The organism is Flavobacterium sp. AK-301, from assembly GCF_058310215.1.
The window spans coordinates 48,072-70,318 of sequence record NZ_JBZEES010000012.1; the positions used below are offsets into that span (position 1 = coordinate 48,072).

At 34.4% G+C, this 22,247-nt stretch carries 15 protein-coding genes and 1 tRNA gene; all 16 read left to right on the plus strand.

The features are described 5' to 3' along the window. Positions 1 to 2: 2 nt before the first annotated feature. The 16 genes from AC4FQX_RS13285 (at position 3) to AC4FQX_RS13360 (ending at position 22,235) form a co-directional block, all read left to right on the plus strand. Positions 3 to 353, plus strand: coding sequence for an FtsL-like putative cell division protein (locus AC4FQX_RS13285; protein ID WP_491168195.1), 351 nt, complete (start codon positions 3 to 5; stop codon positions 351 to 353). Next, positions 344 to 2,344 (plus strand): penicillin-binding protein, encoded by a 2,001-nt coding sequence (locus AC4FQX_RS13290; protein ID WP_491168196.1) that lies wholly within the window; start codon positions 344 to 346, stop codon positions 2,342 to 2,344. Before AC4FQX_RS13285 ends, AC4FQX_RS13290 begins: the two co-directional genes overlap by 10 nt. Next, the gene (locus tag AC4FQX_RS13295) at positions 2,341 to 3,804 is read left to right on the plus strand and encodes a UDP-N-acetylmuramoyl-L-alanyl-D-glutamate--2,6-diaminopimelate ligase (protein ID WP_491168197.1); all 1,464 of its coding nucleotides are present in this window, start codon (positions 2,341 to 2,343) and stop codon (positions 3,802 to 3,804) included. The genes AC4FQX_RS13290 and AC4FQX_RS13295 overlap by 4 nt, the downstream gene beginning before the upstream one ends. Positions 3,805 to 3,810: 6 nt before the next feature. Continuing rightward, a complete protein-coding gene (gene mraY / locus AC4FQX_RS13300) occupies positions 3,811 to 5,040 on the plus strand; it encodes a phospho-N-acetylmuramoyl-pentapeptide-transferase (RefSeq protein ID WP_491168198.1) in 1,230 nt (409 codons plus the stop codon). 1 nt (position 5,041) lies between these two features. Further along, positions 5,042 to 6,373: a UDP-N-acetylmuramoyl-L-alanine--D-glutamate ligase gene (gene murD / locus AC4FQX_RS13305; protein ID WP_491168199.1), complete on the plus strand. Its 1,332-nt coding sequence runs from the start codon at positions 5,042 to 5,044 to the stop codon at positions 6,371 to 6,373. A gap of 66 nt (positions 6,374 to 6,439) precedes the next feature. After that, positions 6,440 to 7,702 (plus strand): FtsW/RodA/SpoVE family cell cycle protein, encoded by a 1,263-nt coding sequence (locus AC4FQX_RS13310; protein ID WP_491168200.1) that lies wholly within the window; start codon positions 6,440 to 6,442, stop codon positions 7,700 to 7,702. Further along, entirely contained in the window at positions 7,692 to 8,786 is a 1,095-nt protein-coding gene (murG, locus tag AC4FQX_RS13315; protein ID WP_491168201.1) for an undecaprenyldiphospho-muramoylpentapeptide beta-N-acetylglucosaminyltransferase, read from the plus strand. The genes AC4FQX_RS13310 and murG overlap by 11 nt, the downstream gene beginning before the upstream one ends. 98 nt (positions 8,787 to 8,884) lie before the next feature. Then, the gene (gene murC / locus AC4FQX_RS13320) at positions 8,885 to 10,234 is read left to right on the plus strand and encodes a UDP-N-acetylmuramate--L-alanine ligase (RefSeq protein ID WP_491168202.1); all 1,350 of its coding nucleotides are present in this window, start codon (positions 8,885 to 8,887) and stop codon (positions 10,232 to 10,234) included. Beyond that, positions 10,221 to 10,946 carry a cell division protein FtsQ/DivIB gene (locus AC4FQX_RS13325; RefSeq protein WP_491168203.1) on the plus strand — a complete coding sequence of 242 codons (726 nt, stop codon included), beginning with the start codon at positions 10,221 to 10,223 and terminating at the stop codon, positions 10,944 to 10,946. Before murC ends, AC4FQX_RS13325 begins: the two co-directional genes overlap by 14 nt. A 3-nt stretch (positions 10,947 to 10,949) precedes the next feature. Continuing rightward, complete coding sequence (ftsA, locus tag AC4FQX_RS13330) at positions 10,950 to 12,311, plus strand: cell division protein FtsA (protein ID WP_491168204.1); 1,362 nt, start codon at positions 10,950 to 10,952, stop codon at positions 12,309 to 12,311. A 14-nt stretch (positions 12,312 to 12,325) separates the two neighbouring features. Beyond that, entirely contained in the window at positions 12,326 to 14,251 is a 1,926-nt protein-coding gene (gene ftsZ, locus AC4FQX_RS13335) for a cell division protein FtsZ (RefSeq protein ID WP_491168205.1), read from the plus strand. 94 nt (positions 14,252 to 14,345) lie between these two features. Continuing rightward, positions 14,346 to 14,795 carry a GatB/YqeY domain-containing protein gene (locus AC4FQX_RS13340; protein ID WP_491168206.1) on the plus strand — a complete coding sequence of 150 codons (450 nt, stop codon included), beginning with the start codon at positions 14,346 to 14,348 and terminating at the stop codon, positions 14,793 to 14,795. A 36-nt stretch (positions 14,796 to 14,831) separates the two neighbouring features. Next, positions 14,832 to 14,905 (plus strand) — tRNA-Arg (locus AC4FQX_RS13345). Positions 14,906 to 15,662: 757 nt separating this feature from the next. After that, the gene (locus AC4FQX_RS13350) at positions 15,663 to 16,109 is read left to right on the plus strand and encodes an OmpH/Skp family outer membrane protein (protein ID WP_491168207.1); all 447 of its coding nucleotides are present in this window, start codon (positions 15,663 to 15,665) and stop codon (positions 16,107 to 16,109) included. After that, the gene (locus AC4FQX_RS13355) at positions 16,093 to 16,698 is read left to right on the plus strand and encodes a hypothetical protein (RefSeq protein ID WP_491168208.1); all 606 of its coding nucleotides are present in this window, start codon (positions 16,093 to 16,095) and stop codon (positions 16,696 to 16,698) included. The genes AC4FQX_RS13350 and AC4FQX_RS13355 overlap by 17 nt, the downstream gene beginning before the upstream one ends. After that, on the plus strand, positions 16,695 to 22,235 hold the full coding sequence (locus AC4FQX_RS13360; RefSeq protein ID WP_491168209.1) for a hypothetical protein: 5,541 nt from the start codon (positions 16,695 to 16,697) through the stop codon (positions 22,233 to 22,235). Before AC4FQX_RS13355 ends, AC4FQX_RS13360 begins: the two co-directional genes overlap by 4 nt. Positions 22,236 to 22,247: the final 12 nt, after the last annotated feature.

The following is a 22,247-nucleotide window of genomic DNA, read 5'->3' on the forward strand; positions in this document are numbered from 1 at the left end:
AAATGAGAGAGCAGATATATAGCATATTAAAAGCGAAATTTCTGATTAATGATGATGCCTTTAAAAACTGGGGATTTATCGTTTTTCTAATTTCTCTTGCTATTATCATGATTGCTAATACACATCGTTTTGAACAAAAAATATATTTGATCAATGATTTAGGGAATCAGACTAAAGAATTAAGATCCGAATTTGTAGATGTTCGTTCCGAATTGATGAAATTAAAAATGGAATCGACAGTTTCAGAAAAAATGGAAAAAAGAGGGGTTTTCCCTTCTTCAGTTCCACCTCAGAAGATTAAAGTTTTAAAAAAGGAAAAAAGTGGGTTTGAGAAACTTAAATTATGGGAGTAGAAGATAAAAATATTTCTTACAGAATCTACCTCGTTGCTTTTGCCATTTTAATGATGGCAATAGGAATCGTTGTAAAGCTTACTAATATACAGTGGGTGGAAGGCGATTATTATAGAAATCTGGCAAAAGAGAGAACGGTAAAGAATTTTGTTATTCCTGCTAATAAGGGAAATGTGTATTCAGCAGACGGAAGTTTACTGGCTACATCTATACCTAATTATAATATACGATTTGATGCACTGGCTTCTAAAAATGAAGATTTCGAAAAGAACAGTAAAGCATTATCTGATTCATTGGCTGCAATGTTCGGTAAATCAAGTAGTTTTTATCAGTCTGAACTGTCAAAAGCAAGAGCGCATAAAAACAGATATTATTTAGTAGCCCGTAATCTGAGTTATACAGAATATATCAGAATAAAAAATTTCCCTTTGTTCAAGTTGGGACCCTATAAAGGAGGGATTATTACAGAACAGAGAACTATAAGAGAGCACCCTATCGGGAAAATTGCTGAAAGAACGATTGGTTATGAAAGAATGGGTGATGACGGTAAATATACCAGAGTGGGAATCGAAGGGGCTTTTGGAGAATATATTAATGGTAAAGATGGTAAGATTTTAAAACAGAAGATAGCCAAAAGCCAGTGGAAACCGATTAATGATAATAATGAGATAGAACCTCAGGATGGTTATGATATTATTTCGACTATAGATGTTTACATTCAGGACATTGCACATCATGCCTTGTTAAAACAACTGGAGTTGCATGAAGCAGATCATGGCTGTGTAGTGGTAATGGAAACCCATACAGGAGAAATTAAAGCAATTTCTAATTTAGGGAGAGCTTCGGATGGATCTTATTATGAAACGGTGAATTATGCAGTAGGAGAATCTCACGAACCGGGTTCGACTTTTAAATTAGCCGGGTTAATTGCTTTACTGGAAGACAAGAAGATAGATACAAGTGCAGTATTTGATACCCATGATGGAGTAGTAAGTTATTATAACAGAAAAGTAAGGGATTCAAAAAGAGGAGGTTACGGTAAGGTTTCTTTAGCCAGAGGTTTTGAGTTATCATCCAATACCGTAATGGCTCAGGCAGTCAATGATAATTATAAAAGTGACCCAAAAAAATTCATCAATCGCTTAAACAGCTGGGGATTAAATAAACCGTTGGGTTTACCTTTTAAAGGAGAAGGAATTCCTTTTATACCACAGCCCGGGAAAAAAGGTTGGTCCGGAATTTCTTTGCCGTGGATGGCATATGGTTATGGAGTTTCATTAACTCCGTTACAAATGCTAACATTTTATAATGCCGTTGCAAATGATGGTGAAATGGTGAAACCAATGTTTGTGAAAGAGATAAAAGAATGGAATAAAACGATTAAAAAATTTGATAAAGAAGTTGTTAATCCAAAAATTTGTTCAGAAGAAACGATATTAAAAGTAAGAGCCGTATTAGAAAATGTAGTGAAAAAAGGTACAGGTAAAAAGTTGTATTCAAAAGAATTTTCAATGGCAGGAAAAACAGGGACTGCTCAGGTAAATTACGGAAAAGGAAAGAACATAGAAAGCGGGATGTATTATTCGTCCTCTTTTGTGGGTTATTTCCCGGCGGATAAGCCAAAATATTCCTGTATTGTTATTGTTCATAGTCCTAAAAACGGTTATTACGGAGCAGATGTTTCAGGACCTGTTTTTAAAAGAATTGCACAAAAAATATTTACAGATGTACCTTCTACTAATGAAGTAAAAGAAATAGATGAAAATGTTGTAATTCAGGATCGGAATTTTGAAAATTATTATACACAGGTTCAGAAAAAAAGAAATGTGATACCAGATGTTTACGGAATGTCCGGAATGGATGCAGTAGCATTATTAGAGAATCTGGGAATGAAAGTAAAAGCATATGGGATTGGGAAAGTAAGAAAACAATCCTTAGAAGCGGGAAACAGAGTAGATAAGAACAAAACCATAATATTAGAATTATCGTGATTATTCTAAAAGACATATTATTTAAAGTAGCAATTGAGGCTGTAAAAGGCACAACAGATATTGCTATAGAAAAAATTGAGTTTGATTCAAGAAAAGTTGAATCAAATGATGTTTTTATTGCTATTAGAGGAACTGTTTCAGACGGACATGAATATATTGAAAAAGCAATCCGTTTAGGTGCTGTTGTTATTGTTTGTGAAAAATTCCCTAAAGATATTGTTACAGGGATTACTTATATAGAAGTTGCAGATACTAAAAAAGCATTGGCTTTTATGGCAGCAAACTACTTTGGGAATCCGTCTCATAATTTGAAATTAGTAGGTGTTACCGGAACGAATGGTAAAACCACTATTGTTACCTTATTATATCAGTTGTTTAAAACTGCCGGTTATAAAGTAGGATTACTTTCAACAGTGAAGAATTTAGTGAATGATGTGGAGTATAAAGCAACGCACACCACTCCTGATTCAATTACGATCAATCATTACTTAAAAGAAATGAGTGATGCCGGAGTTGAATTTTGTTTTATGGAAGTTAGTTCCCATGGAATCCACCAACAGAGAACAGAAGGATTAGAATTTGTAGGAGGTGTATTTACAAATCTGTCGCATGATCATCTGGATTATCATGCCACATTTGCAGAATACAGGGATGTGAAAAAATCATTTTTCGATAATTTACCAAAAACAGCGTTCGCCTTATCTAATATTGATGATAAGAACGGAGCAGTAATGTTACAGAATACAAAAGCACAGAAGTCTACATATGCTTTGAAATCATATGCAGATTACAGAGCACAGATATTAGAAAATCAGCTGACAGGATTATTGCTGAAAATTAATGATCAGGAAGTATGGGTACGCTTAATAGGGACTTTTAATGCTTACAATCTATTGGCTATTTATGGTACAGCAGTACAGTTAGGCCTGGATAATTTAGAAGTATTAAGATTACTGAGCGAACTGGAAAGTGTTTCCGGAAGATTTCAGTTTATTGTTTCAGATGAAAAGATCACAGCAATTGTAGATTATGCACACACACCGGATGCACTGGAAAATGTACTGAAAACGATTAATGATATCAGAACTAAGAATGAACAGTTAATTACCGTTGTAGGCTGTGGAGGAGACAGAGACAGGGCAAAAAGACCAATAATGGCAAATATAGCATCAACCATGAGTGATAAAGTGATAATAACATCAGATAATCCTCGTAGTGAAGATCCAGATATTATTATTAGTGAAATGGAAAAAGGAGTTGAGCCACAGAATTTTAAAAAGACAATTTCAATTACAGACAGAAAACAGGCAATAAAAACAGCATGTCAGTTAGCACAAGGGAATGATATTATTCTTATTGCAGGTAAAGGACACGAAACATATCAGGAAATCAAAGGTGTACGTCATGATTTTGATGATATGCAGACCGTAAAAGAATTTTTACATCAACTCAATAAATAGAAAGTTATGTTATATTATTTATTTGATTATTTAGATAAAACATGGGATCTTCCGGGAACAGGAGTATTCCAGTATATTACTTTCCGTTCAGGGTTGGCCATTATACTGTCTTTATTAATCTCTACTGTTTTTGGAAAAAGAATAATCAATTTTCTGAGAAGACAGCAAATAGGAGAAACTGTTAGAGAATTAGGTCTGGAAGGACAACGTGAGAAAGCAGGGACACCAACAATGGGTGGGATTATTATTATTATTGCCACACTGATACCAGTGATTTTACTGGCAAAACTGGATAATGTATATATCATACTTCTAATCATTACAACATTATGGATGGGGACGATTGGTTTTATTGATGATTATATCAAAATATTTAAAAAAGATAAAGAAGGATTAAAAGGAAAATTTAAAGTTATCGGTCAGGTCGGTTTGGGGATATTTGTAGGTTATGTACTTTATTTTTATCCAAGCGTTACGATCAGACAGGATGTCAAGATCAGTAATAAGAATATAACACAGATCGAAAACGTGCAGGGAATATCAAGTTTTGAAGAAAAATCTACGGCAACTACAATTCCTTTTTTTAAAAATAACGAATTTGACTATGCGGAATTATTGGCATGGACCGGAAAAGGATATGAGGATTATGCATGGCTTATTTTTATTCCTGTAGTAATCTTTATTATTACAGCGGTATCAAATGGTGCTAATCTTACAGACGGGATCGATGGACTTGCAGCCGGAACATCCGCGATAGTGGTGCTTACTCTAGGTATTTTTACCTGGATATCCGGAAATATTATTTTTTCTAATTATTTAAACATAATGTATATCCCTAGGATAGGGGAGCTTACTGTTTATATAGCCGCTTTTGTAGGGTCCCTGATCGGGTTTCTATGGTATAATACGTATCCTGCCTCTGTGTTCATGGGAGATACAGGAAGTTTGACTATAGGTGGTATAATAGCAGTACTGGCAATTGCAGTACGTAAAGAATTACTGATACCTGTTTTATGTGGAATTTTCCTTGCCGAAAATATATCCGTGATTTTACAGGTAAGTTATTTTAAATATACTAAAAAACGATTTGGTGAAGGAAGAAGGATTTTTCTGATGTCCCCTTTACATCATCATTATCAGAAAAAAGGATATCATGAAAGTAAAATTGTTACTCGTTTCTGGATTGTAGGGATTCTTTTGGCTATTTTCTCTATTGTTACACTAAAATTAAGATAATATGAGATTAGTAATATTGGGTGGAGGAGAAAGCGGTATTGGTACAGCAATTTTAGGAAAAAAGGTCGGTTACGATGTTTTTGTATCTGATTATGGAAAAATAAAAAAAAATTATAAAGAAGTTCTTGTTATTAATGATATTCAGTGGGAAGAAGAAACCCACTCAGAAGAATTAATATTGAATGCAGATATTGTGATGAAAAGTCCCGGTATTCCGGAAAAATCTCCAATAATAAAAAAGATATTAGAGAAAAAGATTCCGGTTCTTTCAGAGATTGAATTTGCTTCTCAGTTTACAGATTCAGTTACGATCGGTATTACAGGGAGTAACGGAAAAACAACAACAACAATGCTGACGTATCATTTACTGAAATCAGGAGGAATGAATGTAGGTGTAGCAGGGAATATAGGAAAAAGTTTTGCCTGGCAGGTAGCTGATGATAAACATGAGGTCTATGTATTGGAATTAAGTAGTTTTCAGTTGGACGGAGTCATTACTTATAAGCCGCATATAGCGATTATAACCAATATAAGTCCGGATCATTTAGATCGGTATAATTATGATTATGACCAGTATATCGCTGCTAAGTTCAGAATAACAATGAACCAGACAGAAGAAGATTATTTGATTTATGATGCAGATGATGAGGCAATAAATAACTGGTTAAGTAAAAATAAAGTAAGAGCACAATTAATTCCTTTTTCACTGACAAAAATATTTGAACAGGGAGCATTTTTAAAAGAAAATAATCTAGTAATCAACCTTAATAACGAAGAATTTGTTATGGCAATAGACCACTTAGCTTTAGAAGGAAAACACAACGTGAAAAACGCAATGGCAGCAACAACAGTAGCACAATTAATGCGTATTAGAAAATCGACGATTAGAGAAAGTCTGTCTGATTTTCAAGCAGTGGAACATAGGTTAGAAAAAGTGTTGAAAATACAGAATGTTCAGTATATAAACGATTCAAAAGCGACGAATGTAAATGCTACATTTTTTGCTCTGGATAGTATGAATACACCAACAGTCTGGATTGTGGGAGGGGTTGATAAAGGAAACGATTACACAGAGTTGATGTCGTTAGTAAGAGAAAAAGTAAAAGCGATAATCTGTCTGGGAATAGATAATAAAAAGGTTATTGATGCTTTTGCAAATGTTGTGGATACGATGATCGAGGTTACGAACATGCAGGATGCTGTAAAATATGCTCAGCGATTATCAGAAAAAGGAGATGCCGTTTTGTTATCACCTGCATGTGCCAGTTTTGATCTGTTCGAAAATTATGAAGACAGAGGAAGACAGTTCAAACAAGCAGTACAGAATTTATAATAAAATTGAAAAGAAACCTTTATTTGATAAGGTTCAGTGTATTGATGAAAAAATAAAACAGGAAAAATGAAAGAGATGTTAAGCAATTTAAAAGGAGATAAAGTGATCTGGTCATTCGTTGGTCTTTTGATCCTGATTTCTTTTATGCCCGTTTACAGTGCTAGTAGCAATCTTGCCTATAGTAGTAACGGGGCGGGAAATACGATTAGTTTTCTGCTACGACATTTTTCTCATGTTGCCATAGGATTTTTTATTATTTATTTTATTCATAGAATACCGTATCATTATTTCAAAGCCATTTCAAAAGTGGCTTTACCTGTTGTTGCAATATTATTAATGTATACTATTTTTCAGGGAAAAACTATTGGTGGAGCAAATGCAAGCCGATGGATTCAGGTACCTTTTACAGGGATTACTTTTCAAACATCGACAGTAGCTTCTATTGTCTTAATGATTTATGTGGCAAGATATTTAGCGAAGATCAGAGATAAAGAAATAACATTTAAGTCTTCTGTAATAGAACTTTGGGTACCTGTTTTTATAATTATTATGTTGATCCTTCCAGCTAACTTTTCTACAGCAGCACTTATTTTTGCTATGGTGGTAATGTTAGTTTTCATTGGAAAATATCCAATGCGATATTTGATTACAATAATAGGATTTGGAATTGTAGGTTTAGCTTTTTTTGTTCTGGTAGCAAAAGCCTTTCCTGATGCTTTTCCAAATCGTGTTGATACATGGATTAGTAGGGTAGAGAATTTCACGACGAATAAACCGGGAGAAGATGATTATCAGATAGAAAAAGCAAAGACAGCAATTGCTTCAGGCGGTGTATATGGTCTGGGTCCAGGTAAAAGTGTACAAAAGAATTTTTTGCCACAGTCATCCTCAGATTTTATTTTTGCAATTATTGTTGAAGAATATGGATTGATAGGCGGTTTAGGTATATTGACTTTATATTTGATGTTATTTTTTAGATTTTTGGTTGCTGCCCATAAAGCAGAATCACTGTTTGGCAAACTCTTAGTTGTAGGATTAGGTTTTCCGATCGTTTTTCAGGCACTGATTAATATGGCAGTAGCAGTTGAATTATTACCCGTAACTGGACAGACATTACCATTAATAAGTAGCGGAGGAAGTTCTATCTGGATGACTTGTGTAGCATTAGGGATTATTTTAAATGTGACGAAAAAAGAACAGGAAGTAACAGAAGAAAATAAATTTAACATAGAGGATGTTTCAAAAAAATCTTCTGAAGAAGGTATAAAAACAGAAGAAGAAAATCCGATGAATGCAGTAAAAGGAAAATTAGTGACACATGAAGGATAATTTAAAATTCATAATAAGCGGAGGCGGAACAGGAGGACATATCTATCCTGCAATTGCTATTGCAAATGAATTGAAGCTACGTTTTCCAAAGTCAGAGATTCTTTTTGTAGGAGCCAGAGATAAAATGGAAATGCAGAAAGTACCGCAGGCAGGTTACCCTATAAAAGGATTATGGATTGCTGGTATACAGAGAAAGATTACATTACAGAACTTATTATTTCCTGTAAAACTGATAGATAGTTTATGGGAATCAAGAAAAATAATAAAAGAGTTTAAACCCGATGCTGTAATCGGAACCGGCGGATTTGCCAGCGGACCGTTATTAAAAGCAGCATCAGGATTTGGTATTCCAACCGTGATACAGGAACAGAATTCCTTTCCGGGAATAACCAATAAACTATTAAGTAAAAAAGCAAATACAATATGTGTTGCTTATGAGAGTTTAGAAAGATTTTTCCCTAAAGAGAAAATCGTTTTTACAGGAAATCCGGTAAGGCAGGATTTACTGGATATTGAAAGTAAAAAAGAAGTAGCAACAGCTTATTTTAAATTAGATGCAGAAAGAAAAACGATTCTGATATTAGGAGGAAGTTTAGGAGCAAGAAGAATAAACCAGTTAGCAGCAAAAGAAGCGATTCGTTTTGTTTCAGAAGGAGCTCAGGTGATCTGGCAGTGTGGTAAATTCTATTTTGAAGAATATAAACAGTATAATGAAAAAGAGCACGTGCAGGTAATGTCTTTTATTGACAGAATGGATCTTGCTTATGCAGCTGCAGACATTATTATTTCAAGAGCCGGAGCCTCTTCTGTTTCAGAATTAAGTATCGTGGGAAAGCCGGTGGTGTTTATTCCGTCACCTAATGTGGCAGAAGATCATCAGACCAAAAATGCTCAGGCAATTGTGGATAAAAAAGGAGCATTGATGCTGAAAGAAGGAGAACTGGAAGAACATTTTAATTCCCTTTTTATAGGTCTTTTAAAAGATGAAAATCTTCAGAAAGAACTGAGTACAAATATGAAGAAGTTAGCAAAAGTAAATGCTACAAAAGATATAGTAAACGAGATTATAAAATTGTTAGATTGAAAGAAAGTAATTCATGTTGCATTTAAAGCGATAATAATCTGTGAATACTATACTTGATAAGTATAATAAATTAGGTCTTAGACCTTAAATAAAAGAAAATGAATTTAAGTCAGATACATAACGTTTATTTCATTGGAATCGGAGGCATCGGAATGAGTGCCTTAGCCCGCTATTTTAAAAATGCAGGCAAAACCGTTTCAGGATATGATAAAACACCTACAACGCTGACTGGTGAATTACAGGAAGCAGGAATTGACATTCATTTTGAAGATAATATTGATCTGATCCCAAAAGATTTTTATACGGAGAACACATTAGTAGTCACTACACCAGCAGTGCCTAAAACACATTCAGAGTGGAATTATTTTACTGAAAGAGATTATGTCGTTAAAAAGAGAGCAGAGGTTCTGGGGATTATAACAAAAGGAACATTCTGTTTTGCTGTAGCAGGAACACATGGAAAAACAACAACATCTAGCATACTGGGACATATTCTTTATCAGAGTGGATTAGACGTTACTGCTTTCTTAGGAGGAATTGTAGAAAACTATAATTCCAATTTAATTGGAGAAGGAAAAACAATTACTGTTGTAGAAGCGGACGAATTTGATCGATCTTTTTTACATTTGCACCCCAATATTGCTTGTATTACCTCTATGGATGCAGATCATCTTGATATTTATGGTGACAAAGAAGCAATTGAAGCCTCTTTTATAGAGTTTGCAGATAAGATTCAGGAGAGACAAAACCTTTTTATAACCAAGGATTTACCTCTGGAAGGAGTTACTGTGGCAGTAAACGAAGAAGCGAAATTTAAAGCGTTTAACGTGAGAATTAAGAATAGTTCCTACGTCTTTGACGTAGAAACACCAGTTGAGATTATAGAAGATATAGAATTCGGATTACCAGGGAAACACAATCTTACTAATGCTTTATTAGCATTGGCAATGGCAAGAACCTATGGTACTTCAGTAGATAATATTAAAAAGGCACTATTGTCTTTCCGAGGAGTAAAGAGAAGATTTTCATACCAGATAAAAACAGAAGATCTGGTATATATTGATGATTATGCACATCATCCGACAGAGATTAATGCAGTACATCAGGCTGTATGTGAATTGTATCCGACAGAAAAGGTACTAGCTGTTTTTCAGCCGCATTTATTTAGTCGTACAAGAGATTTTGCAGATGATTTTGCAAAAAGTCTTTCGGGTTTTGATCAGGTAATACTTTTAGATATTTATCCGGCAAGAGAATTACCGATTGAAGGAGTAACTTCTCAATGGCTTTTAGATAAAATAGAGAATGATAATAAACAATTAGTAAGTAAAGATAATCTGATTGCTCAGATTCTTAAAAGTGAAGCAAAAATAATTGTGACAATTGGTGCCGGGGATATTGGTGAAATGGTAAAGTCTATTAAACAAGCGCTTTATGAAAAGGTTTAATTGGGTCAATATAAAATTGATTATAATGTTTATGGTTGTTGTTTTTCTGTATTCATTTACGTCATCCAGAAATGAACAGAGAAAAATAAGCCCGCCGGTAGTAGAGTTTTTGGACGAAGGAAACCTTTTTATAACAGGTGAAACAGTTAATAAATTGTTGATACATAATTTAGGAGTGTCTCCAACTATTGGTAAAGATAAGGTAGCTTTGAATAGGTTGGAGCGAGTTCTTGATGATAATGATATGATTGACAAGGCGCAAGTATATGTAACAGTGGATGGAAGGCTTAAAGCAGAAATAAAACAGAAAATTCCGATAGCAAGGGTTTTTAGCAGAGAAGGTTCTTTCTATATTGATTATAACGGAGGAGAGATGCCCCTTTCAGGTAATTATACAGCCAGAGTCCCTCTCGTTTCAGGTATTATTAATGAAGAGAATAATAAAGATTTAAACAAACTGTTCAGATTTATTTATGATGATAAATTTTTACAGAAGAATATTATAGGAATACAGGTTTTGCCAAATGGTGACGTAAAGATGATGAATAGAAATTACAATTATGAAATAGATTTTGGGAAAATGGTAAATATTGAGAGAAAGTTTAATAATTATAAAGCCTTTTTTCAGAAAGCCGTTCAGGACAGTTCAATTAATAATTATAATAAAGTGAGTTTGAAGTTTACGCAGCAAGTAGTGTGCACTAAAAATTAGGATATGGAAAAAGAGAGTATTGCAGTAGGTTTAGACTTAGGTACGACTAAAATTGTTGCCATGATAGGCAAGAAAAATGAATATGGTAAGTTAGAGATTTTGGGCGTTGGTAAATCCAAAAGTTTAGGTATTGCAAGAGGTGTTGTAAATAATATTACTCAGACAATACAGTCGATCCAGCAAGCCGTTCAGGAAGCAGAAGCTAATTCAGGATATAAAATAAAAGATGTTGTTGTAGGGATTGCAGGTCAGCACATCAGAAGTATACAACATAGCGATTATATTAGCAGAAGCAATCCGGAAGAAGTAATAGGAGATAATGATATTGATTTGTTGATTAATCAAGTTCATAAACTGGCAATGTTACCGGGAGAAGAAATTATCCATGTTTTGCCACAGGAATTTAAAATAGACGGTCAGTCAGAGATAAGTGAACCGATAGGAATGTATGGTGGAAGACTGGAATCTAATTTTCATGTAGTGGTAGGACAAGCATCTTCCATTAGAAATGTTGGCAGATGTATTAAAAGTTCAGGTATTGATTTGTCAGGATTAACCTTAGAGCCTTTAGCTTCGGCTGATGCAGTTTTAAGTCAGGAAGAAAAAGAAGCCGGTGTTGCATTAATTGATATTGGAGGCGGAACGACCGATCTGGCTATTTTCAAAGATGGTATTATCCGTCATACGGCAGTGATCCCTTTTGGAGGAAATGTAATCACAGAAGATATTAAAGAAGGATGTTCAATTATTGAAAAACAAGCTGAATTATTAAAAGTAAAATTCGGTTCTGCATGGCCGGGAGAAAATAAAGACAATGAGATTGTTTCTATTCCTGGATTAAGAGGCAGAGAGCCAAAAGAAATTTCTTTAAAAAATCTGTCAAAAATCATTCATGCGAGAGTAGTTGAGATTGTTGAACAGGTTTTTTCAGAAATAAAAGCTTACGGTCATGAAGATCCCCGTAAAAAATTAATTGCAGGGATTGTACTGACAGGAGGCGGAGCACAATTAAAGCATATTAAACAACTGGTAGAATATATTACCGGTATGGATACCAGAATAGGATATCCTAATGAGCATTTAGCGGGTAATTCCAGCGAGGAAATATCAAGTCCGTTGTATGCTACGGCCGTTGGATTAGTGATGAACAGTATTAGAAATAATACTAGAAGCGCTGTTCCGGTTAGTGAATTTGAACAGGAAAAATTAATAATGCAAAAACAAAAAGAAGAAATTCCCGTTCAAAAACCTGAAGAAGTTGTTCAGGTAGAAGAAGATGATGAATCAACCGAAAAGAAGGTTCGTAAATCATTTTTTGATAAATATATAGATAAGATTAAAGATTTTTTAGATAACGCAGAATAAAAACCCCTATAATTATGATAAGCAACTCAGAATTTGGAAGTATCTCATTTGATTTACCAAAAAATCAATCGAATGTGATAAAAGTTATTGGCGTAGGCGGTGGCGGAAGCAACGCGATAAACCATATGTTCAAACAAGGGATTAAAGGAGTAGACTTTATAGTTTGTAATACAGACTCTCAGGCGCTACAAAATAGTCCTGTACCTAACAAAATACAGTTAGGAGTGAGTTTAACCGAAGGACTTGGCGCAGGAGCAAATCCAGAAGTAGGACAGCAATCTGCGTTAGAAAGTATTGTAGAAATAGAAAAAATGCTCGATACCAATACTAAAATGCTTTTTATCACGGCAGGTATGGGTGGAGGAACAGGTACCGGTGCTGCGCCGGTAATTGCTCAGCTGGCAAAAGAAAGAGATATTCTGACCGTTGGTATTGTAACAATTCCTTTTCAGTTTGAAGGAAAAGTACGTACTGATCAGGCGATAACAGGTGTAGAAAAACTAAGAAAACATGTAGATTCCTTAATTGTTATTAACAATAACAAATTAAGAGAAGTTTATGGTAATCTGGGTTTTAAAGCAGGTTTCTCAAAAGCCGATGAAGTTTTGGCGACTGCTTCAAGAGGTATTGCCGAAGTAATTACACATCACTATACTCAGAATATCGATTTAAAAGATGCAAAAACCGTATTGTCAGACAGCGGAACAGCTATAATGGGATCTGCTACTGCAGTGGGAGAAAACCGTGCAAAGGATGCTATTATAAGTGCATTAGATTCTCCTTTATTAAATGATAATAAGATTTCAGGTGCCAAAAACGTATTGTTGCTTATCGTTTCCGGTACAAGTGAAATCACTATCGATGAAATCGGGGAGATCAATGATCATATTCAGAATGAAGCGGGTCATAATGCTAATATTATTATGGGTGTTGGTGAAGATGAATCACTGGAAGAAGCAGTTGCTGTAACGATTATTGCTACAGGATTCAATATTGAACAACAAAATGATATTGTAAATACTGAACCAAAGAAGATTATTCATACTCTGGAAGATGAACAAAAAATTGTTCATGATCTGTCTCAGAAAAAAGTAATGTCTGCTTTTGATTTTTCTGTACAAACAGAAGCACCAAAAGAAGAGAATAAGATCGTTTTTGATTTAGAAGCAGATAGTATAGAAGAAATATCAAAATTTGAATTTGATCTGGTACCAACATCAGAATTTATCAAAAATTTAGATGTTACCTTTGAAATTATTTCACCTGCTCCTGTTGTTGCAGAAGAAGATTTCTTTATTACAACACCGGAAGTAAAAGAAATTGAAGTTGCAGTACCTCAGTATGCTGTAAAAGAAGAAGAACAAATTACTTTTTCTTTCGATCTGCCGATTAAAAAGGACGAATCCCGTAATGAAGAGAAAGCTATTTTTGAACTGACTCAGGAAACCAGAGAGATACAAGTAAAAGAACCGATTCAGGTTGTTCCTGTAACGGAGCTGGATGAAACAGGGATTATCAAATATTCTCTGGAAGAATATATGGAAATAGAAAATGAATTAGCAACTTCAAAACCAGTAACTAAAGTTATTGAAGAGCCAGTTATTGAAGAACTAAATCTGACAGTGAAACAAGTAGATATACCTAATTCTTTAAATGGAAATCTTGAGGAAATATCCCCTATGGATATGAGTATAGAAGAAAGTCTGAAGATGAGAGCAGATGAAAGAAGAAGAAAAATGAAAGAATTTAATTATAAATTTCATAATAACGCTTCAAAAGTAGATGAGTTTGAAAAAGAACCCGCTTATAAAAGAATGGGAATTGATATTTCAAGTAAACCGACAGATAATGGTAAATCACGTACTTCATTAGGTACGGACAGTAACGATGATCTACAGTTACGTTCTAATAATTCGTATTTACATGATAATGTAGATTAGTTAATCTAAAACTAAATATTGTTAACCCGAAAATTACAATGTTATTTTCGGGTTATTTTTTTATCTTCGCAACGAAATAAAATAATTATCTATTATGAGTTTACAAAGTCAGATCATGGAAGCGATGAAAACAGCCATGAAAGCCAAAGATACTGTTAGTTTAGAATCTTTAAGAGCGATCAAATCGGCTATATTATTAGCGCAGACCGAAAGTGGAGCAAAAGAAGAAATTTCCGAAGAAGAAGAAATAAAGATTTTGCAGAGACTGGTTAAACAAAGAAAGGATAGTGCTGCGATCTATGTAGAGCAAGGACGTTCTGATCTTGCAGAGCCGGAAATTGCTCAGGCAACCGTAATAGAACAGTTCTTACCGGAGCAGTTATCAGAGGCAGAAGTAGAAGTTATCGTAGCTAAGATCATTGCTGACAACAATGCTTCAGGAATGAAAGATATGGGTAAAGTGATGGGTTTAACCAATGCACAATTAGCAGGAAAAGCAGACGGTAAAACGATTTCTACTATAGTAAAGAAATTATTAGCATAATATAAAAAGATATTCTACTTTAGAATGTTTTTTACTGACCTCGTAGTTCAACTGGATAGAATATCAGATTTCGGCTCTGAGGGTTGGGGGTTCGAACCCCTCCGGGGTCACAATTAGTGAAAAAGCAATGTTTCTGTAAGAGTCAGAAACATTGCTTTTTTGTTTAAAATGATAATAAAATCAGGTGTTTAAAAGCCTTTTTGTTTCTCATACAGTATCATTCATTATCAACAATATTCATTTTGCCGTACAGAAATCGTACAATTTTTATTCATTTGCTTTAAACTTCTTATACAGATATGTTTTTATACTGCAAATAGACTATAAGTATAATAAAACGGATTTAATATTAGCTTCCAATTATAATTGACTGCATCTATTTTTTTAACTGATTAATATTTCTACTGATATCTTATTTTTAGTAATGCTATTTTAACAGAGCGTTTTTTAGTGTTAAAAATAGAATCAATATATTTTTTAATACGAAATAAGAGAATATAACTTCTTGTTTTTCAATACATTTTATTTTGAGTATGGTGATAAAAATATAATTTCTCCACTGTAACAGAATCTTTTATAGAGACAAAAGTTTATAAATTTTATGTATTTCACATATTTTGATTTAAATTTCATACTTTTGTCTACTTTTTATTAGGAATATTAATAAATATACTTACATTTGTAAGTATATTCTTATGATACAAAATTAAATAAGAATGTACTATACTTATTTTAGGTCTTTATCCCAAGTTATAGTATTTGGTGTAAGACAGTGTCAGTTTAAAAAATTAACAAATATAATATTCCGTGATAAAAAAAGTAAAAACCCTATTAATTACGTGTAACATCATACTAATCCTTTTAGTATTGATTTCTTTACTGTTCAGCTACATTAATTCAGGTTCCAGAATCGTTTATGTTGATAGCGTAAAACTTTTTGAAGGTTTTGACATGACCAAAGAATTGAAAGGTTCTGGAGAAAAAGAGTTCAATTTAAAAAAATTAAAATTCGATTCTTTATATGCAAAACTACAAGTTTCTGAAATTTCGGTTTCAGAAAAAGAAATAGTAATGCAGGAATTTATTCAGACAAAAGAAGAATTAGAGCAGTTCAGCCAGGCTTTTGCATTTGAACAATCTTCAAAAATATGGACCAGGATTAAAAGTTATTCCTCAGAGTTTTCAAAAGAAAACGGATATCAGCTTATTGTTGGTTCTGACAACGAAATCAATGTCTTATTCGCTGACGAAACTATAGATGTAACAGACGATTTATTATCCTATATTAACAAAAAATATGAAGGACTTGAATAGACTTACTCTTGTCTTTATATTTTTTGTTTTGTTTTCCTGTAAAAAGAATTCTCAATTAACAAATTCAGACGATTCAGACATCAGAGAGCGTTATTTCAATCTAGAAAAAACAGGTTGGAAATCCCGTACGTACACCCAGAAAGTAAATGATATTAGCTTTGCCGCTACCGAAGTTCCTATCCAATATTATTTGTTAAAAGATTTAGGGAATGAAAATTTACAACAAGTAGACTCACTTTATGAACAGAATAAAAGTGAACGAGTTCTGGAATTTACCTTTCAACAGGACGAAGAAAAAGATATACTTACCAAGGATTTTACAGGAATGGATTATACTGATGCTGTAAAATACATGTCATTTGGTCTGGATAAAGACTTTTATATTGTAACCTCAAAAAAAGATACCATTCCATGTTCAGGAGTCACTTTTGAACGAAGTTATAAAATTGCTCCGTATCAAAAAGTACTATTGTTCTTCTCCGGAATAGACCCGAATGATAAAATACAGTTAGTTTATAACGATTATCTTTTTAGAAAAGGTACCCTAAAATTTAAATTTAAAGATCCCTATATCAAAATTGCCTTATGATCAAGCAGATTAAAAAAAACAGATTAAAAAAGACTATTGCTATTTATTTAGCAATGATGATCCTTTTAGAGACTCTTCAGCCGATGCAGATGTATGCACTGACCAGCGGTCCTTCCCAACCGGAATTTGAATCTTTCACGCCTATTGCAACTTCAGATATGGTTGACTTAGCTAGTGGTGATTTTAATTATAATATTCCTATTATGGATGTAGGTGGTTATCCTTTAAATTTAGCCTATAATTCAGGAGTGACCATGGATCAGGAAGCCTCCTGGGTGGGATTGGGCTGGAACCTGAATGTAGGACAGATTGCAAGACAGATGAGAGGACTGCCGGATGATTTCGATGGAGACGAAATGATATATGAGAATAACTTAAAACCGAATATGACCATTGGTGCAGGCTTTAATGTCTTTGCAGCTGCTTTTGGTATGAAAGAAACAAATGCAAAAGGCGGTGTCAGTGTTGGAGTTGGTGTTAAATACAATAACTACAATGGCATAGGAATTACGCCCAATGCCGGTTTGAGTTATCAGATTAGTGATAACCTTTCAGTAGGAATGAATCTTGAATCTTCGGCTTCTGAAGGTGTATCCGTATCACCAAGTGTTTCTTTTTCTCAAAGACTAACAGGTGACCATTGTAATAATAATAGTATTGGAGGAAATCTGGGTGTTAGTTATAATAATCGAAAAGGTGTTGAAAATGTTACACTGTCGACAGGTCTGAGCAGAGTATCTAATGGTGATCGTGTAGGATTTGATCGATTAACTTCCGGATCACTTTCTTTTATTAATGCTTCTTTTACACCTGTTAAAAGAGTAGCAATGTCTTCTTCTAATTATATGTTCAATCTGAATTTAGAAGGTATGTTTTGGGGATTTGAACCAGGTATGAAATTTTCAGGTTATGTTACCAGCCAGGGGATTGCAGATTCCGAAAAATATAAAGTTGAAAAAGCATATGGCTTTGAAAACACGTATAATGCAGGCAGGTCGGCAATTTTAGATTTCAACCGTGAAAAAGACAGAACGTTTAATAAAAATACGACTTCATTACCTGTTACGAACCATACCTACGATTTATACAGTATTCAGGGACAAGGAGTTTCAGGAATGTATCGTCCGTATAAATCTCAGGTGGGTTATGTATATGATAATGAAACTACCGATGAAACTAAAGGCGGTAGTTTAGGTGGAGAATTTGGTGGTGGTGGTGGTGTCCATATTGGGGTTAATGCTACAGTAACCTTAGGCAAGAGTAGCTCTTTAGTATGGCAAAATTCCAATCCAGCTTTAGGTCGATTCAACGAGAAAAAAGACAATAAACCAGATTATGAAAAGGTATTTTTTAAGAATATCGGCGGAAATCATGTAGACAAAGAACTGGATCTGTTACAGCATAGTCTGGGTGATTATAATCCGGTTAAATTTAATATCGAAGGAGGAAAATTCTCCAGAAGAACCACACCAAATTATTATACCAATACAGGTCAGATTCGAGGTACCGGTTCCCTACTGCGAACCGAACGTCTATCCAGAAATCAGTCTATTGAAAAATTGACACGTTTAGAAGATCTTAATTATGGTTTCAGTAAAGAGTTCAGCTCTTTTTCTACCAGAGGAAAACACGATCATCATACATCAGAAATAAAAATCACGAAAGAAGGAGGTGAGCGTTATATATACGGAAGAGCAGCTTACAATCTTATTAAAAGAGAAGTAACATTTGACGTAGGAACCACTCCAAGTGTAGATTATAAAACGGGATTAGTTACCTATCAGAATGGAGACAATTCCGTTAATAACAGACAAAAAGGCGATCAGTATTTCAATCGTGTTACTACACCTGCCTATGCACACTCTTATTTATTAACAGCTGTTTTATCTTCGGATTATCAGGATTTGACCGGAAACGGACCGTCAGATGATGATTTGGGAACTTATACCAGGTTTGAATATGATAACAAAAGTACTTCTAAAGAGCATACCTATAAATGGCGTATCCCATTTAAAGAAAAAACAGCTAACTACGATGAAGGACTGCGTTCCAGTAAAAAAGACAACAAAGGAAATTACCAATACGGAGAAAAGGAATTATTGTACGTTAAAAAAATAACAACCAAAACACATGTTGCTTTTTTTCATCTTTCAGAAAGAAATGATGGTTATGGCGTAAAGAATGAAGACGGGGGATTAAACCCGGATTCAAAAATGTATAAACTGGATAAAATCTCATTGTATTCCAAACCTGAATATGAGGTTAAAGGAGAAAAAGCAACTCCAATAAAAGAAGCTCATTTTGAGTATGATTACAGCTTATGCCAGGGTATAGATAATAACATTAACGGAACCAGTACCAGTCCTCAGTTTGATGGACAAAAAGGAAAATTAACATTGAAGAAAGTTTATTTTACCTATAAAAATTCACACATGGGGAAATTTACTCCTTATGTTTTTAAGTATGGGTTTAATCCTTCATACGATATGAAAGCATACGATGTATGGGGGAATTATAAACCATCCGATACAGGATTAGGTGCAGGATCAACCAGTAATTTGTCAAATGCAGAATATCCTTTTGTGGATCAGAGTAATAGAGAAACGGCAGATCAGTATGCAGCTGCCTGGCTATTAGAGTCTATTCGATTACCTTCAGGAGGTCAGATAGAAACGAACTACGAGTCTGATGATTATGCATTTGTTCAGGATAAAGAAGCGATGCAAATGTTTAAAGTAATAGGAAGCGGGGAAAAGATACCTGCTACTATGACAGATATAGACAACACTATAAAAAGTAAGTTGTTAGGGAAATATTTATATGTTGAGATCGATAAAAGCGCAGCCATTACAGCTCCCGGTTTTGCTCAAAAATTCTCTAATACCTATCTAAAGTCAATAGGCAGCAGTGAAAATCCTTTATATTTCAGATTCTTGCTTAATATGGTCAATCCGAATCCTTTACCGGGAGGTAATAAAGATAAGTATGATTATGTAACAGGTTATACAATAATAGATAAAACACAAGGTTGTGGATTCTTTGAAAAAGACGGAAGAAAGTATGCGTCCATACCCGTTGAGTATGTTGGAAAAGGAGATGGCTTTAACTCTGGTAATTCAGTAAATCCGATAATGAAAGCAGGCTGGAATTTTGGACGACAATATTTAAATCAGTTAGTATATAGTATGAACAATGAAGAGGACACTAATAATGTAAAAGGCGTTGTTATGCAGTTAATTGGCTGGATGCCTGCTCTTCTGGAAATATTTAAAAGTCCGAATGCTAAATTAGAACAAACCGGAATAGCAAGTCAGTTTATTTCTGGAAAATCATGGATTCGTTTAATGAATGCCAATGCTCATAAAACAGGCGGCGGCAGTAGAGTGAAAAGTATACAAATTCTGGATCAGTGGGATGTAATGACCGGCAATGATGCAAATCCGTTGTATCATCAATATTACGGTCAAAATTATTCATATACAGACAAAGACGGAAAATCTTCCGGAGTGGCTACTTATGAGCCTTTAGGTTCTAAAGAAAACCCATTTGTAAAACCGTTCTATGATAAAAACAAAAGAGATCTGTTATTAGGTCCCGATAGTGATAATTATGTAGAAGAGCCTTTTGGAGAATCCTTCTTTCCTTATCCTAAAGTTACCTACAGCAGAGTAAAAGTGGCTAATTTACCTCGAGAAAAAGTAAACGAAAGTAATGAAACCATAGTAGTCAAAAAACATGCAACAGGATCCGTCATAACAGAGTTTTATACTTCAAAAGAGTTTCCGGTTATTACAGATCGTACCGTTTTATCTTCAAACTATGATGCTTCGTCAGCTTTAGCAAGCTTACTGAATCTTAATGTTAAAAATAAGCTTACTTTATCACAAGGTTTCTCTGTTCATACCAATGATATGGATGGGAAAATGAAGAGTCAGAGAGTGTATGGTGAAGGACAAGAGCAGTTTATATCAGGAGTAGATTATAATTACAGTATTAAAGCTGATGCTCAGAATACCAATGGAGGTAAGCTGAATAATGTTATACAGACGATTGATTCTAAAGGAGTGATTAGTCAGAAGCTGGTCGGTGTCGATTATGATGTGATCAATGGTTTTAGAGAAAACACGTCCACAACCACAACAGCAGGTATTCATGTTAATATAGCTATAATACCGGTTACTCTTTTTACGATTGTTGTTCCTACTCCGATTCCAAGTTATTCAAAACATGAAAATCAGATCAGAACTGCCACAACGACAAAGGTAATTCACAGTAGCGGTATACTTTCCGGGAAAGTGGCTTATGATTTAGGAGCACAGGTATCTACCAAAAATTTAGCATGGGATGCCGATACAGGAGAAGTGTTACTGACTCAGACGACTAATGAATATAAAGATCAGTATTTCAGTTTTAATTTCCCTGCCTATTGGAGTTATGGAGGCATGAGTCAGGCTGTAAAAAATGCAGGACTAGAATCGAATATTGTAAAAACAGGAGAAGGATATCGATTTGAAGGAAATCCAAAAGCTTCAGACTATTTAATTGATGGCGATGAGGTCTGGGCAACTGGATTAGATGCTGAGGGAATAAAGAAGAGCGTAAGAGCCTGGGTAGTTAAACTGAACAATACCGGTTTCAAATTGCTGGATGCAAAAGGACACTTGGTTAAAGATATTGAAAGTGCCGGAAGACTAAAAGTGATTCGTTCAGGGTATCGCAATTTGCAGACAGCGGCAATGGCTAGTATCACTTCTATGAGAAATCCATTGTACAATTATGATGCTGCAAATAAACAGACTTCTATTAAACAAACCATAGGAGCAGATCCTTTTCTGTTTTCAACTGCCGATGGCAGAATGGTTAGTGCTTCCGCAATACAATACAGTGATGTATGGCCCGCACAATGCGAATGTAATTTACCGAAAATGGTTTTTGTTAAAGGAAACTTACAATACGAATATGAAAAAGCAACCGGTGCTGACGATGATGATGTAGATTATGATCTTTTTTACAATCCGTATATATATAATATTTTGGGGAACTGGAGAGCCAATAAATCGTTTGCTTACTTAACAGGGCGAAACCATACTATTGACCCAACACCGCGTAAAACAGGTTTCTTTACTGATTTTGCTTCCTTATATATTTTCAATGGCACCAATTGGGAGGTCAGAAAAGACGATAATTACAAAAGATGGACTTATGCTTCAGAAGTAACACAATACAGTCCATATGGTCAGGAAGTAGAAAACAAAGACGCGTTAAATCGCTATTCATCCGCTTTATACGGGTATAACAATCGTTTTCCGGTAGCAGTAGCTTCTAATACGAAATATAGTGAACTGGCTTCCGACGGCTTTGAGGATTATGATGATACCGAATGTGAAAGAGCGTCTCATTTTGATTTTAAATCAGGATTAAAACAAAATGAAATCAGTATATCCAACTCGCAATCCCATACCGGAAGAAAGAGTTTAAAAATCGCACCGAATAGAAAAGTAACAGTTAAAAAACAAGTTATTCTGTGTAAAGAATAACTAAAAATAAAG

What these genes read in the sequence shown, in the direction of transcription:
- AC4FQX_RS13340 (WP_491168206.1), top strand. Translation starts at nt 14,346, where the DNA reads ATGAGTTTACAAAGTCAGATCATGGAAGCGATGAAAACAGCCATGAAA.
- ftsA (WP_491168204.1), top strand. Translation starts at nt 10,950, where the DNA reads ATGGAAAAAGAGAGTATTGCAGTAGGTTTAGACTTAGGTACGACTAAA.
- AC4FQX_RS13290 (WP_491168196.1), top strand. Translation starts at nt 344, where the DNA reads ATGGGAGTAGAAGATAAAAATATTTCTTACAGAATCTACCTCGTTGCT.
- mraY (WP_491168198.1), top strand. Translation starts at nt 3,811, where the DNA reads ATGTTATATTATTTATTTGATTATTTAGATAAAACATGGGATCTTCCG.
- AC4FQX_RS13325 (WP_491168203.1), top strand. Translation starts at nt 10,221, where the DNA reads ATGAAAAGGTTTAATTGGGTCAATATAAAATTGATTATAATGTTTATG.
- AC4FQX_RS13310 (WP_491168200.1), top strand. Translation starts at nt 6,440, where the DNA reads ATGAAAGAGATGTTAAGCAATTTAAAAGGAGATAAAGTGATCTGGTCA.
- murC (WP_491168202.1), top strand. Translation starts at nt 8,885, where the DNA reads ATGAATTTAAGTCAGATACATAACGTTTATTTCATTGGAATCGGAGGC.
- ftsZ (WP_491168205.1), top strand. Translation starts at nt 12,326, where the DNA reads ATGATAAGCAACTCAGAATTTGGAAGTATCTCATTTGATTTACCAAAA.
- murD (WP_491168199.1), top strand. Translation starts at nt 5,042, where the DNA reads ATGAGATTAGTAATATTGGGTGGAGGAGAAAGCGGTATTGGTACAGCA.
- AC4FQX_RS13355 (WP_491168208.1), top strand. Translation starts at nt 16,093, where the DNA reads ATGAAGGACTTGAATAGACTTACTCTTGTCTTTATATTTTTTGTTTTG.
- murG (WP_491168201.1), top strand. Translation starts at nt 7,692, where the DNA reads ATGAAGGATAATTTAAAATTCATAATAAGCGGAGGCGGAACAGGAGGA.
- AC4FQX_RS13285 (WP_491168195.1), top strand. Translation starts at nt 3, where the DNA reads ATGAGAGAGCAGATATATAGCATATTAAAAGCGAAATTTCTGATTAAT.
- AC4FQX_RS13360 (WP_491168209.1), top strand. Translation starts at nt 16,695, where the DNA reads ATGATCAAGCAGATTAAAAAAAACAGATTAAAAAAGACTATTGCTATT.